Annotated in this window: 11 protein-coding genes and 1 tRNA gene; 6 read left to right on the forward strand and 6 right to left on the reverse strand. The window is 42.1% G+C overall.

Annotated features, from left to right (window positions below; genetic code table 11):
- Positions 1–104: 104 nt before the first annotated feature.
- Positions 105–1,034, reverse strand: a complete 930-nt coding sequence (gene cofD, locus EQO05_RS05055; RefSeq protein ID WP_128504386.1) for a 2-phospho-L-lactate transferase — start codon at positions 1,032–1,034, stop codon at positions 105–107.
- A 113-nt stretch (positions 1,035–1,147) separates the two neighbouring features.
- Here cofD and EQO05_RS05060 point away from each other — a divergent pair, with 113 nt between their 5' ends.
- The 4 genes from EQO05_RS05060 (at position 1,148) to EQO05_RS05075 (ending at position 3,750) form a co-directional block, all read left to right on the forward strand.
- Positions 1,148–2,344, forward strand: coding sequence for an HD domain-containing protein (locus tag EQO05_RS05060; RefSeq protein WP_128504579.1), 1,197 nt, complete (start codon positions 1,148–1,150; stop codon positions 2,342–2,344).
- Between the two features lie 144 nt (positions 2,345–2,488).
- Positions 2,489–2,872 (forward strand): hypothetical protein, encoded by a 384-nt coding sequence (locus tag EQO05_RS05065; protein ID WP_128504388.1) that lies wholly within the window; start codon positions 2,489–2,491, stop codon positions 2,870–2,872.
- 100 nt (positions 2,873–2,972) lie between these two features.
- Positions 2,973–3,524 carry a UbiX family flavin prenyltransferase gene (locus tag EQO05_RS05070; RefSeq protein ID WP_128504390.1) on the forward strand — a complete coding sequence of 184 codons (552 nt, stop codon included), beginning with the start codon at positions 2,973–2,975 and terminating at the stop codon, positions 3,522–3,524.
- Positions 3,525–3,675: 151 nt separating this feature from the next.
- Positions 3,676–3,750, forward strand: a tRNA-Pro gene (locus EQO05_RS05075).
- Between the two features lie 396 nt (positions 3,751–4,146).
- Here EQO05_RS05075 and EQO05_RS05080 read toward each other — a convergent pair.
- Positions 4,147–6,321, reverse strand: a complete 2,175-nt coding sequence (locus EQO05_RS05080; RefSeq protein WP_128504392.1) for an ATP-binding protein — start codon at positions 6,319–6,321, stop codon at positions 4,147–4,149.
- A complete protein-coding gene (locus tag EQO05_RS05085; RefSeq protein WP_128504394.1) occupies positions 6,311–7,645 on the reverse strand; it encodes a DNA double-strand break repair nuclease NurA in 1,335 nt (444 codons plus the stop codon). Before EQO05_RS05085 ends, EQO05_RS05080 begins: the two co-directional genes overlap by 11 nt.
- Positions 7,646–8,372: 727 nt before the next feature.
- On the opposite strand from EQO05_RS05085, the gene EQO05_RS05090 reads away from it, so the two are divergent.
- Positions 8,373–9,077 (forward strand): GH25 family lysozyme, encoded by a 705-nt coding sequence (locus tag EQO05_RS05090; RefSeq protein ID WP_128504396.1) that lies wholly within the window; start codon positions 8,373–8,375, stop codon positions 9,075–9,077.
- A 312-nt stretch (positions 9,078–9,389) separates the two neighbouring features.
- On the opposite strand, the gene EQO05_RS05095 is transcribed toward EQO05_RS05090, so the two are convergent.
- Positions 9,390–9,851: a hypothetical protein gene (locus EQO05_RS05095; RefSeq protein ID WP_128504397.1), complete on the reverse strand. Its 462-nt coding sequence runs from the start codon at positions 9,849–9,851 to the stop codon at positions 9,390–9,392.
- Between the two features lie 646 nt (positions 9,852–10,497).
- On the opposite strand from EQO05_RS05095, the gene EQO05_RS15935 reads away from it, so the two are divergent.
- On the forward strand, positions 10,498–11,088 hold the full coding sequence (locus EQO05_RS15935) for a restriction endonuclease (protein ID WP_240664338.1): 591 nt from the start codon (positions 10,498–10,500) through the stop codon (positions 11,086–11,088).
- A gap of 359 nt (positions 11,089–11,447) precedes the next feature.
- On the opposite strand, the gene EQO05_RS05105 is transcribed toward EQO05_RS15935, so the two are convergent.
- A complete protein-coding gene (locus EQO05_RS05105) occupies positions 11,448–11,825 on the reverse strand; it encodes a hypothetical protein (protein WP_128504398.1) in 378 nt (125 codons plus the stop codon).
- 68 nt (positions 11,826–11,893) lie between these two features.
- The gene (locus EQO05_RS05110) at positions 11,894–13,258 is read right to left on the reverse strand and encodes an NAD-dependent succinate-semialdehyde dehydrogenase (protein WP_128504399.1); all 1,365 of its coding nucleotides are present in this window, start codon (positions 13,256–13,258) and stop codon (positions 11,894–11,896) included.
- Positions 13,259–13,261 lie beyond the last annotated feature (3 nt).

Consider the following 13,261-nt stretch of genomic DNA (forward strand, 5'->3'; position numbering starts at 1 on the left):
AGAACTAATAAATAGTTAATTAAAAGTTAATTAAGAGTTAATGGAATTAATAAGAATAAAACTGGAAAGTTGATAAAAAGTAAATAAAATATAAAATAAAAAAATTAAGGACAAACAAGTGTATCAAAGAGCCCCAATATGATCTCTGCGAGTTCCCTGCTCTTTTCGGTTGAGGTCATTATTGTGTCGGCGCGGGTGGCACGGCATCCGACTCTTTCAAAAGCAAATTCGTCTGCCTGATCCCGCTCATCGAAAACGAAGACATCCAGGAAATCCTGATAATATTCTGCAACTCCCATTGAAGAGACCTCAAGCCCGGATGCTTCCATCAGCTTTCCGGCAGGCCCGCTGACAGGGGCATTGCCAATTATCGGGCTGACCGCCACAACCATTTTCTTTTGCAGCAGATCCTTCATTCCTGGCAGAGAGATAATAGGACCAATGCTCGTAATCGGGTTACTTGGTCCTATAAGGACTTTATCATCAGTCTCCAGGGCTTCGAGTACTTTTGGAGAAATTGAAGCTTCGGAGACTCCTCTTATGTCAACCCCCAGCACCTCGGGGTCTCCATGCTTCCCGATCCAGAAATCTTGAAAATGCATAATGCCTTCTGGAGTTTCTATATAGGTAAAAATGGGGTCGTCAGACATAGGCAAAATTTCTGCATTAATTCCGAAGATGGACGCAAGCTCTAACGTCGCATCTGTAAGGGAAATCCCCTGTCTGAGAAAGTTCGAGCGAATAATATGAGTTGCCCTGTCCCGGTCTCCCAGTTTCATACTTTCGGTGACGCCAAGTTCCTGCATGCGCTCATTAGTCAGGAAGGTGTCCTCTTTTATGCCCCACCATCTTTTACGGTCGATCTGGTCTGAGAAAAGATAGAGCACTGTGTCCAGGTCAGGACAAATCATATTTCCCGAAACCCAGAGGTCTTCGGCAGTGTTTACAACAACGGTCAGTTCCTCTTCCGGGAGGATTTCCTTGAGTCCGTCAAGGAGCTTTGGAGTTCCGGTGCCGCCTGAAAATATAATCATGATAATACCTATTCCGGCTTTCTTTTAAACTTTCGGGTAGCGAGTATTTCTGCAAATCTACAGTACCAGAGTAATAGTAACAGCAATATATAATGAAATCTGTCTAAAGAATGATGAAGGTTGTCCTCGATCCCGTACACGGTTACATCGAGCTGGATGATCTGGCTCAGGATCTTCTTTCCACGCCCCAGATGCAGCGCCTCAGGAGGGTAAGACAGCTTGGTTTTTCCAATCTGGTCTATCCGGGAGCGAATCATACACGTTTCGAACACTCACTTGGAGCAATGCACCTCGCTTCCACACTAACCAAAAGTCTCGACTCGATTGAGGAGGACAGGAAAACCGAAATAAAGGCTGCCACTCTTCTGCACGACGTAGGGCACGGACCTTTTTCTCACGTTACCGAGAATGTTATTGACAAATACACACGGTGCAGGCATGATGATGTAAAAGAAATCCTGGGGAAAAGTGAAATAAGGGAAGTCCTGGGCAAATACGGAATTTCTCCCGGAAATCTCGTAAAACACATTAAAGGAGAAACCTCCCTGGGGCAGATCCTTAGCAGCGAGATCGATGTGGACCGGATGGACTATCTTGTTAGGGACGCCCATTACACAGGTGTGGCTTTCGGGGTCGTGGATTATAACCGCCTGATAAACCAGATGAATTTCTACGAAGACAGGCTCGTTGTGGACTATGGCGGGCTGAAAGCTGCCGAATCCCTTCTAGTCTCACGTTTCTGGATGAATACATCGGTCTACTACCATCACGTAACAAGGATCTCGGAAGCTATGTGTTCCAGAGCAGTCGAGTACATGATTGAAAATAACGAGCTTGACCCGCTCAGGCTCAGACAGATGGATGATATAGACCTTGTTGCCTCCCTGCGAAACGCATCCGGGTATGCAGGAGAACTCTCACGGCTGCTGGATGCCCGTAAACTCTACAAGCGGGCATTATACGTAGGCCTGGCAGATACCGGGAAAGCCGTACTGAGGCATCGCGATCGGATCCGTAGGGCAGAAAAAGAAATTGCAGAACTGGCAGGGGTCGACCCTGAGTATGTACTTGTGGATATTCCAAAAACGCCTGAAATGCTGGAAATGCGGGCAATGATAAAAACTGACCACAAAATGATACCTCTTAATGAGGCTTCCCATTTCGTATCCATCCTGCAGGAAGCGCATATGGACAACTGGAGAATGGGAGTATACAGCCCGAAAGAACATTGCGAAGCTGTGGGAAGAGCTGCGAGAGACTATTTTGAGGTAAAGAAATCCCTAAGACAGTTTAAACTGAGTGATCTCTAAATAGGTAAAGGAAGAGGTAGATTTAGAGGATAAAGAGGAGCTTCCTTGAGATTAAGAAGTAAACTTAACAAGTCTGATACCATTTACACGTTTAATAAGGCTTGAAGCCAGAGTTTGAAAAGTTTGAAGGACCGGGGCAGGAATTTGTTTCATATTAAACGGAAAGTGGGGAAAATCGAGATAGCGCTTGACGCGAAAAAGATCGGAGAAGATTACCTGTTTACCCTTACAGGGGGGGAAGAACATGTGGGAGCTGTTGCCTTAGGGCTTTATGATGAGAAAAGCCAGAGAGCAAGTTCATCGGTTTTAACAATGCCCGGACACAGGGAAGAGTATCTCGCCCTGCAGGGAGCAAGACAGGTGAGCAGGGCGACAAAAAAGACTTCGGTATTTGTTGCAGGTATACACCAGGATAACGTTAGCCCCGAGGAAATAAGGGATATAGTCTCAGCTGCAGATGAAATGCTAGAAAGTTTCATTGCTTTTTATAAAAAAAGAGACAAACCGGCGGAGCGAGATAAAGACTGAAGCACCGGGCAGAAATGAAAATGGAAAATACGGCAGAGATACGAGTACGGAAAATAAAGGCACGAATATTAAAGGCACGAATATTAAAGGCAGGAATTAAATGGAGATAACGGTAGGGATCAGCGGAGCCTCAGGAGTCCAGTATGGAATTCGCCTTCTTGAAGTACTGGCGGAAAAAGGAATTAAAACCCATCTGGTTTTAACGGATGCGGCAAGCCAGATAATAGGGATCGAAACGGATTATACCCCCGAGGCAGTGAAGAAACTTGCAACCTGGAGCTATGCCCAGAAAGATTTTTTAGCACCGATAGCCAGCGGTTCTTACAGGACAGGGGGAATGGTTATCGTCCCCTGCAGCATGAAAACTCTTGCAGCCGTGGCAAACGGGGTATCCGATACCCTTCTTACGAGGGCTGCAGATGTCTGCCTCAAAGAGGAAAGAAAACTTATTCTGATGACCCGGGAAACCCCGCTTAACCTTATACACATCGAAAATATGCTAAAGGCTAAAAAAGCAGGGGCAAGTATCCTTCCAGCCTGCCCGGGTTTTTATTCACGTCCCAGAACTCTCGAAGACCTCATAGATACAATGGTAGGAAGGGCTCTCGACCTTCTCGGGATAGAGAATGAGATTTATCACCGCTGGAAGTAAAGGAATAACCTCAAGAAAACCGGGAATTCGGACAACTCAGGCAGAAAAAATTTCGATTTTCGGGAAAAAATTTTTTAAAGAAAGCGTGACTGGCCCATGTTCTAACGAAAGCTATATAAAGGATAATATCCTTTGAGAGGAGGTACCCCTTGGGATAGTAGGGTAGCTTGGTCCATCCTCGAGCGTTTGGGACGCTTGGACCGCGGTTCAAATCCGCGCTATCCCATTTACATATTTTTTTTCCAAGTTTTCTACAAATTTTATCTTGTCATATTATTTTCTCTGTTTACTTTCTTACTTCTTTGCCTATTTTCCTTACTTCTTTGCCTATTTTCCTTACTTCTTTGCCTATTTTCCTTACTTCTTTGCCTACTCTCTTACTTTTTCGGTCTATTTTCCTTACTTTTTCGGTCTACTTCCTTCTATCCCCTCATATCCTATGCTCATCTTCCCACTACCCTGAGAATAAACGCTACAGGAAGGTAACATCAAAGGTAGATCCAGAGATATTACATTCTAAAAGCAGGTGGGCAGCTTAAGCTGGAAGAAGAGAGCTATATGTAAAACGTGTGGTCTGAAAATAAGGCATAAAAAATAGAAAATAAGGCATGCCTGAAAGAATTCAGCGGTGCCTTACTACGCAATTCGAAAGCCCGACTATTTCAACGATATCACTGTTGTCCGGGGAATGAATTATCATCTGTCCTTTCTTAAGGTAAGGAATCCTGCGCTCATATTCTTTCGGGACTTTAAGAGACGTGATAGCTGCATCATTATTGAGGTTAAGGATCAATTTCGTATTTACCTGCTTGAAAACCGTATCATCGATATCCTGAGGGTCCTGGGTGATTAAAAAGAGACCAAGTGCTTCTTTTCTACCCTGGCGGGCTGCATCTGCAAAACGGGAGATAATAAGGCGAGAGTGTTCCCCGCTCGCCTTTGAGAGATAACGGTGAGCCTCGTCCAGAGCCAGGATAATCGGAGTTTCCTTAATAGCGTCTTTGCCTGTGGTACTCAACTTATTGTCCACGATCAGGCTCATAATTGTTAGCACTATGAGGTCGCGGATTCTCGGAGCGCTTATGTATTCGGTCGGAAAAACCGAAATCTGCCCTGGCTTGAAGATCTTATCCAGAAGCTCGGTAATTGGGGTGGCTTCCCGGTCAAAAACCTTCGAGAAGAAAGGATTCCTGACTCTCCTTACAATTCCGTCATAAGAAGACTCGTGCAGCTTCCCGCTGTCAACATAGTAGGAACGGGTACCCTCATTATCAATATGGTTGATGAAATTCAGGTAAGTATGGGGCACGCTTGACTTGAAGAAATCCAGAAGAAGCACTTCAAGCCCTATGTACTGAAGTTCGGACATTCCAGCTGCTGCAATAAGCCAGGTGTTGTGTTCTACAAGCGAGAAGGGAATTGTAAATTCGATTTGCTCGGCTCTTGATTTGTCCCCGGGATATTTTTGCCCGTCAACTTTCGCCACGAAAGCCTTTGTAGAGGCGACCCGACCATAAGTCACGTTTTCGGATTCGAACCGGAATTTATCATCCTCACTCAGGGTTTCATTATCCTCGAAAAGCTGGGAATATTCATCCTGAGGGTCCATAATTACCAGACAGGGGTTTTTCCGCGCCTTATCAGGAGAACCCCGCAGCCTGTACCTATTATCGTCGGTCATGAACTGGCGGAGGATATTTTTTGAAAGGAAAGTTTTCCCTGTTCCTGTGCTCCCGCAGATAAGCATGTGCCTGAAAATAAGAGGATCGCCCATAGAATAGTCGTTTCTGAGGTAATAGGCAACCGTTTCGGGCTCGGAATGGGTTTTTAAGAGCTCACCTCCCACGCTCAGGTGACCGAGAAAGATTCCTTCTTCAGGAATATTGAGCCCTATCTGGACCTCAAGCCTGTCAGTAACAGGCAGGATAGGAGTATTGGGGTGAGGAATCCTATCCGCCATGCGCCGGGTGAGTGTGCTTCCGGGTTTCAGGTAAAGGATACAGAGCGGATCAAGGCAGGCAAGGAATTTGTAATCTTCCTCTTTTACAAGGTTTCCATGGGCACTGAGCATGCGCCTCGAGTGAATCTCAGTTGCGTCGTCTACCACAAATTCCTGTCTGTACTGGAGTTTCCCTACCCTGGCAAAGAGTTTTTCTCCATTCTCGTAAGGCACAACAACATATGTTCCAAGCCTTATCTCGTCCCGCCGCGCTGAGGTTATATAGCCTGTGATTACAGCCCCTGAAGGGGTTAATTCTAGAGGCTCTATGCCTGTAGTGACAATCCCGAAGGCTTCTGAGACCGGAGAAGCTCTCAGAGCAATATCACCGTACCCGGCAAAAGGCTCAAAGGGCAGAGCCTCCTCTACGGGATTCCCGAGAATTTCGGATTCGAGAAAGAGATCCTGAGCAGGCAGGGAAACGGGTTCAGAAAGCGTTGCAGCTTCAGAAAGAGAAGCGGATTTAAAGATAATTTCAGGAGAGCCTGAGAAAATATCGGATTCGGCTTCAGGGATAAGATCCGAGATATCTTCCGGATTATTTTCTCCGAGAGTATCGGATAAGGGAGCCTGAAATTCTTCATCAATTTCAGGCGTTAACGCAGGGATAACCCGATCGGAAATATCTTCAGGTTCAGGGAAGTTCACAGGCTCGCCCGCATTGCTGCCCTTGAAGCTTATCCCTGCAGAATTTTCCTTTGAACCTTTCTTATCTTCCATTCCTGAATCCACAGGAGCTAGCCCCTTTTTCGGTCTGCAAGAGTCAAAAGCCATAAGGTCGGTGTTTTCATATTTCATTCACGTTACCCCACCGAGTATCATTATAAGTGGTATCGGGATTCATGTTTTCAAAGAATTTATCAATCTCTTGCCTCTCCACTTTCCGGATTTTTGCTATATGGTCTGCCTTTGTAAGGGTTAGTGGGAAACCATGCAGAGAAAGGTCGAAGAGTACTTTTCTGGTAATTTGCATGCGGAGAAAATCGTCCTTAACAAGCCCGTAAGGGGCTTCAACCTTGAAGACTATATCTTTGGAAGGCACATAAAGCATGAAAAAACAAAGGGCATAATCTTCAGACGAAAAATTATGCCTGAGCTTCTGCTGGAGCGAGTCTGCGGCTGCAAGGGGCGAAGTCCCGTTTAGCATCTTCTCATAAAACCTATTGGGCTGCAAGAACCAGTTAGTGTAAGTAATGTAAGCATTTCTTGAACCGGTGTGCCTGCCATTCTTCCCGTTATTTTTCGAGTTTCTCCCGTTGTGCCCTAATGCACTGTCAACTTTTTCGGGGGAAAGGAGATTTTTGAAAAACTGGGAGTCAAGCATCCAGGGCAGGTCGAAAGCTTCCCTTTTCTTCCGGACGCTGTCCATAATTTGCACGTCAGTTGGATTTTTCACGAAACCTACCACAGGGATGCGTTTTTCCAGGAAATGGTCCATAATATCAATGTAATTCTGGAGAATTCTTCGGGCATCGCTGTTCTGCCGGATTCTTACGTCCTCATCGTCCAGCACCATCCAGTACATTAGCTGTTTGGGATAAATTGGCCCATCCATTATGAAAAAGCTCTCAGGCCCCATGCTGTCTTTCATGAGAAGGATATGTTCGGATTCTGCGAGATACATGGCAAAACTGTGCACAATGTCAGGAGCCTTTCGTTTCAACTCGTCAGGGGCAATTGTAACCAGTTTTGCCCTTCCGAACTCCTCATCAAAGCTTTCCCAGCCCGATGTAGCCTGCATGGCTATCCTCTGGGAAGAAGAATAAGCCGCGCATACAATTGTCCTGAATCTCTGAATATCAAGGTTAGTAGGCGTTGCAGCCAGCCCGCAGTGGCAGAAATCAACAAAAAGCCCGCTGTCATACGTCCTGGGATTGGTGCTCCCGCTGTCACAGGCGTAAGTAACCGGATACGGGTCTTCACCCAGCGCCATGAGCTCAGTCCTTACAATCCCCCGAAAGAGCCTGTCTATCGCCTTAAGTATGACCCTTCCATCGAGCTTCAACTCCTCAAGCAGGGAATAGATATCCGCAGCCGTTTTTGCCTCCTGAGACTCAAACGAGCAGTCAATCTTTTTAGCAAGCTCCGAGATCTTATTCATATGCACGGGCTCAAGGGTCATAAACAGGAGATACTTTGAGGAGTTTATATATTTGTTGAGTGGAAAGGAGGAAAAGTTTCTGCTTTACTGGAAAAAAGGTGATGGGAATTAGAAAATATATAACTGTTTTTAGGAATTCTCTCAAATGATAGAGAAAGTGCTGGAAAACCGAAGTCACAGATTAACTGCAATTATAGGGTGATCTTATTATTCGGTTTTCCCAGAAAGATATATTTTTCGGAGATTAGCAGTATTATTATTGTTTCTAAAAGCTTTGTAATTTCGTATCAAAATTATGATTTATCTGTGCAAAATTATGATTTATCTGTGCAAAATTATGATTTATCTGTGCAAAATTATGATTTTATCTGTGTATCAGAGTTATGTGAATTCCGGTTGTCTCTGTACCTTTTTTTGCTGCAAAAATAGAATGCATGTTTACTAATGCATATTTTTTATGATAATCCTCTGTATTCCACTGAATATTTCCGGCAATTTGCCGCTGGAATTGGTTCAAAGTAAGCTAATAATCCATATAAAAATAACTCTCTCTCATCGATTGTTTTCGAAATATATATATTCTATACAGATTAATGGACCGTTGTATGCCTTTATTAGGATACTTTTTTATTCAAAGAGAATAGTTTTGCGATTAACTGCTCAATGGAAAATAAAAGTAAGGATAGTTTTTTCTTAATGTTAATGGCATACAAAAAAAAATTATAAAAAATAAGAAGTGAAAAGATCTATGAAAGCACAAATCAAAAAGACAATCGCTATTTTGCTATTAGTTTGTTTCTTATTGTCAGTAGCAGCTTCGGCAGTAAGTGCAGCCCCTACCAAGACTAAAACATATGGAATTGACATCAGTAAATGGCAAAAAGGAATGGATTTAGCAAAAGCTAAAAAAGAGGGCGTTAAATTTGTGATTATTAGAGGTATGTATGGAAATGAAAAGGATACAAATTTTAACACACATTATAAAAATGCGAAGGCAGCCGGTTTAAAGGTAGGTGCTTATCAGTACACTAGAGCAGTAAATGAAGCTCAAGCTAGAGAAGAAGCACAATTATTTATTAGTAAATGTTTAAAAGGTAGACAATTTGAGTATCCTATCTATATAGATGTAGAAGATAAGCTATTAAAAAATTTAAGTAAAGAACAAGTTGATGCAATTATTACAGCATGGTGTGATGAAATGGAAAAAGCCGGTTACTTTGCAGGATTCTATTGTAATGGTGACTGGTATAAAAATGAAATGCATGGTGCGCAATTAATGAAAAAATATACTTGCTGGTATGCAAGCTGGGGAATTACAACTACTAATTATCCAATGCACCAATTCTCGGGAGGAACCAAAAAAGTAGCAGGTATGAGCTGCGATCAAGATTATTGTTATGTTGATTTCCCCAGTATTATTGTAAAAGGCGGTTTTAACGGATATAAAAAGTAAAACAGTAATATACAGTAAATAATACTACTGAAACATTATGGGACGTAATATGGCAGTGTGACGATTTTTCTGAAAAACTCAACTCTTAAAAGTTATTGGGTGGAAAATTCCGTGTCGAGACATTAATTTTCCCTCAGTACATAAAAGTTTGATTCCATGTTTACGGTGAATTCGAGACACTGCCTCTTCTCTTGTTCAAAAGCTCATTTTTAGACAACTGGATGTTTAAATTCTAACATAAAAAATAACAATTTTAATGTTTTGATTTTTAACCTGATACAGGATAGGAATGACTTATCTTTTATTACTGTCTCAGGTATTGTTCAGTTCCTCGACTTTTGCCTGTGCTGCTTCCTCTGTTTCGAATATCTCGGTATCCGAGGGAAAACAATATAGACATACTCCATCTGTGACCTTTGCAGTTCTGTATATAAGGGTGTACACAGGTTTGTCCATATCATCTTCTTTCAGGTAGCTGATTTCATTCTCACCGAAATTTACCAGTGCATATTCCAGACCATCTATTTCGATTGTCTCAGGAAATTCCATACCATCGAATATTTGTTTCCCGACTGAAAAATTCAGGTCCTTATACAATAATATCGGTCGAACAAAGACTTTCGGAAGCTTCGACTCCCTGTCTTCGCCTGAAAAATGTGACACATCCACTTCTTCACTTTCATAGTCAGAAAAGCTCGCGTTTCGAGATGCATACTCGTATACTGACTCATATACCTGTACAATGATTCCATTGATCTCGATCTGAGTTGTCATAAGTTTCAGTCCCATGTATCTCGTAGACCGGTCTAGATATCATTCAGTAAGAAATGTGTGAAAATTTAAGTTATTTTTAAGTTATTACAAGATATTCATGTTATTACAAGATTATTTTTACGTTATTATTAGACTATTTTTAGGTTATTATGAGATTATTTTCCAGGTTATTAAATTATTCATTTTTTAGTAGAATCGGAACTTTTTCAGCCGCAACCACCAGTGAGGCAGTATCATTACGGATAAAGGATATTGTTATTGCACCTTCTATAATTAATTGGAGAATTAAGCCAGGAATATGAAAGATTTGCTTTTGTGCTATTTAGCTTAGATGGCTTATCCAGTAGCCTTTCAGCCTGTTTACGTCTCATCAGGGAGATTTCCTTTTTCATGTGTCCAATTATTAATTGATACAAAACAATTAAATTCAATTTAGAAAATAGGCACTTAAAGCAACAGTATATTTATATTAAATCATTGTTTTCATTGGTAAGCTGCGGCCATATTTGATTCACTTGCCTCTATAGGGGCATAAACCGGAAATAATATTCTAAAATTATAGAATTATTGTAATTTTTTAACATGCATTAAGGACTTTGCATTACGGACTTGTCGATAGGTTTTAAAAACAGAAGGAAGTAGGCTGATGAAAACAAGTAAAAGAGGGAAGAGAAGAAAACAACGCCGCTCTGGCAATGGAATATTTAAAATTATGTCATATATTTTAGTAAAACCAGTTAAGCTGCTCATTATTTTTTCAATCTATTCACTGAAATCAATCTGGCTACTATTTAGTTTTTCAATGGGTTTACTTTACAGGCTTACAAAACAACTGTTTAAGAAAAGTCCATCAAATCCAGCCTTATCCGCATTAGCTGAGATCGACGAAATGAATGGATACAAATTTGAAGAGTTTATGAAACATGTTTATGAGCAGTTAGGATATTCAGTTTATCACACCCCAAAATCAGGTGATCAGGGTGCAGATCTTATTCTAACATCGAAAGAAAAAACAAGAATCGCTGTTCAGGTCAAACGATACTCGGGGAAGGTTTCAAACAGTGCGGTACAGGAAGTCGTAGCTGCAAAAGGTTTCTACAAATGTACCGAAGGTATAGTAGTTACAAATAGTTACTTTACCAATTCCGCCAGACAATTAGCTGAGGCGAACTTTATTGACCTGGTTGATAGAAATGGACTTGAAAAGCTGATCAATAATATTCTAGTTAAGCTCTGAATATAAACAGCCTGTTTTTGTGTGACTTGCTAGCTGGCTCACCCGGTCATTCTTCCGGCTTAGCTGGCACTTATCAGGTCTATTTGTTATTCTCAGATCTATTATTTTCCTGGATCTATTATTTTCCTGGATCTATTATTTTCCTGGATCTATTATTTTCCTGAATCTATTATTTTCCTGAATCTATTATTTTCCTGGATCTATTATTTTCTCAGATATCCTTCTCTCAAATATTCCTCTCTCAGATTTATCTTATCCAGGGTTGTCTATTCTCTCCCTTAACCCTATGATACAGGTAGTCATTGTTTGGAAATCTGTTTTTGACTAAAAATGCCTCAACAATTCAAATCCCATAACACTTAATCCGGCTTACTCGATCTATTTTTTCTTATTTCATCTCTTATCGCTGCCAGTTTACCGCGAGCAGAATTATATTCATTTCTCAGAGTTTCAACATCCTCCGGAACGGTTTTCATCCTTGACTCTACCAGTTCTCTCATCTGTTCATCTTCAATCTCATCCGATAACTTGCAGGTCAATTCTTCTTTAATCTGTCCTACCTCTTCGATGTATTCGTCGAATTTATCGACGAAGTCTGCCATATTTAGTTCTCTTGCCACCGTTTCCAGACTTTCTAACTCATCGATCAGAGCATCTGCATTCCTGTCAAGATCGTTCATTTTCTGTTCTAACCTTGTTAGCCTGGACATTATATCCTGCCCGGTTGATTCAGACAATATATTACCCCCATAAAAGATTGAATGTCAGAATTACAATACTAACCCTATAGACTTTAAAGCTCCTCTCATCTATTAACAACAACAGTCTTTATATTCACAAATTCTTTAAGCCCATAATGGGAAAGTTCTCGACCTACTCCGGATTTCTTTACCCCGCCGAAAGGCAACCTCGGACCGGACCTGATCATTCCGTTGATTGATACGGATCCGGATTTTATTCTTTTTGCCAGTCTTTCGGCTCTACCCAGGTTTCGAGACCAGATTTTAGCTCCGAGCCCATACTCTGTGGAGTTTGCAATTTCGACAGCTTCGTCTTCATCCTTTGCTGTGATCACAGGGGCAATAGGTCCGAAAACCTCAAGCCTGCATACTTCCATATCGGTACTGGCTGCAGGGATAATGACAGGATTGAAGAAGAAACCCTTATTACGCTCTTCTCCGTGTACATGAAGTTTTGCACCTTTTTTCTCCGCATCTTTAAGAACTTTTCCAAGATTATCGACAAACTCTTTCCTTGCAAGAGGTCCGATATCGGTTTCCTCATCCATGGGATCCCCGATTTTCAGTTTCTGCACTAGAAGTTCAAATGCCTCGATAAAATCCACAACAACATCTTCTATGACAATGATGCGCTTGGCAGCGATACAGCTCTGCCCGGCGTTCAGAAATCGAGACTTCGCGGCTGCCTGTGCAGCTTTCTTGATGTCAGCATCTTCAAGCACTATGAAAGGGTCCGAACCTCCGAGTTCCAGGACTACAGGCTTGATCAATCTCCCCGCAAGATTCCCGATTTCCAAACCTGCCTCTACGCTGCCGGTAAGTGAAATTCCATCCACCATTTCTTCTTCAATAACCTGCATAGCAGTTTTAGAGTCAATTAACAGGGTGGTGAAAACGCTTTCAGGAAATCCGGCTTCAATAAAAATTTTCTCAATCTCCAGTGCTGACCCAGGGACATTTGAGGCGTGCTTGATCACGCACACATTTCCTGCACATATTGCAGGTACTGCAAACCTGAAGACCTGCCAGAAAGGGAAGTTCCAGGGCATGATCCCGAAAATCACTCCAAGGGGCTCAAAGGTTACGTAGCTTTTTTCAGTGCCTGTATCCACAATTTCATCCATCAGTAACCCTGCCGAGTTTTCCGCATAATAATCACAGAGCCGGGCGCATTTTTCAATCTCATGCCTTGACTGCCTGATAGGTTTACCCATTTCCTTAGTAATAATTTCGGCATAAACCTCGATATTTTGCCGAAGGATCCTGGCAACCCCTATGAAATGCTTTGCCCTTTCCTCCGCAGGCAGCAAACTCCACACTGAAAAAGCAGCCCTGGAATTTTCAATCCGGGCTCTGCATTCCCCGAAAGAAAATGAATCATATACCCGGTTTATCTCTTCAGTATAAGGGTTAATTGATTTAATTTTCATACT

The sequence above is a fragment of the Methanosarcina sp. MSH10X1 genome, from assembly GCF_004099695.1.
In the GTDB taxonomy this organism is placed as follows: Archaea; Halobacteriota; Methanosarcinia; order Methanosarcinales; family Methanosarcinaceae; genus Methanosarcina.

What these genes read in the sequence shown, in the direction of transcription:
- EQO05_RS05095 (WP_128504397.1), bottom strand. Translation starts at nt 9,851, where the DNA reads ATGACAACTCAGATCGAGATCAATGGAATCATTGTACAGGTATATGAG.
- EQO05_RS05070 (WP_128504390.1), top strand. Translation starts at nt 2,973, where the DNA reads ATGGAGATAACGGTAGGGATCAGCGGAGCCTCAGGAGTCCAGTATGGA.
- EQO05_RS05090 (WP_128504396.1), top strand. Translation starts at nt 8,373, where the DNA reads ATGAAAGCACAAATCAAAAAGACAATCGCTATTTTGCTATTAGTTTGT.
- EQO05_RS05110 (WP_128504399.1), bottom strand. Translation starts at nt 13,258, where the DNA reads ATGAAAATTAAATCAATTAACCCTTATACTGAAGAGATAAACCGGGTA.
- EQO05_RS05085 (WP_128504394.1), bottom strand. Translation starts at nt 7,645, where the DNA reads ATGACCCTTGAGCCCGTGCATATGAATAAGATCTCGGAGCTTGCTAAA.
- EQO05_RS05060 (WP_128504579.1), top strand. Translation starts at nt 1,148, where the DNA reads ATGAAGGTTGTCCTCGATCCCGTACACGGTTACATCGAGCTGGATGAT.
- EQO05_RS05080 (WP_128504392.1), bottom strand. Translation starts at nt 6,321, where the DNA reads ATGAAATATGAAAACACCGACCTTATGGCTTTTGACTCTTGCAGACCG.
- cofD (WP_128504386.1), bottom strand. Translation starts at nt 1,034, where the DNA reads ATGATTATATTTTCAGGCGGCACCGGAACTCCAAAGCTCCTTGACGGA.
- EQO05_RS15935 (WP_240664338.1), top strand. Translation starts at nt 10,498, where the DNA reads ATGAAAACAAGTAAAAGAGGGAAGAGAAGAAAACAACGCCGCTCTGGC.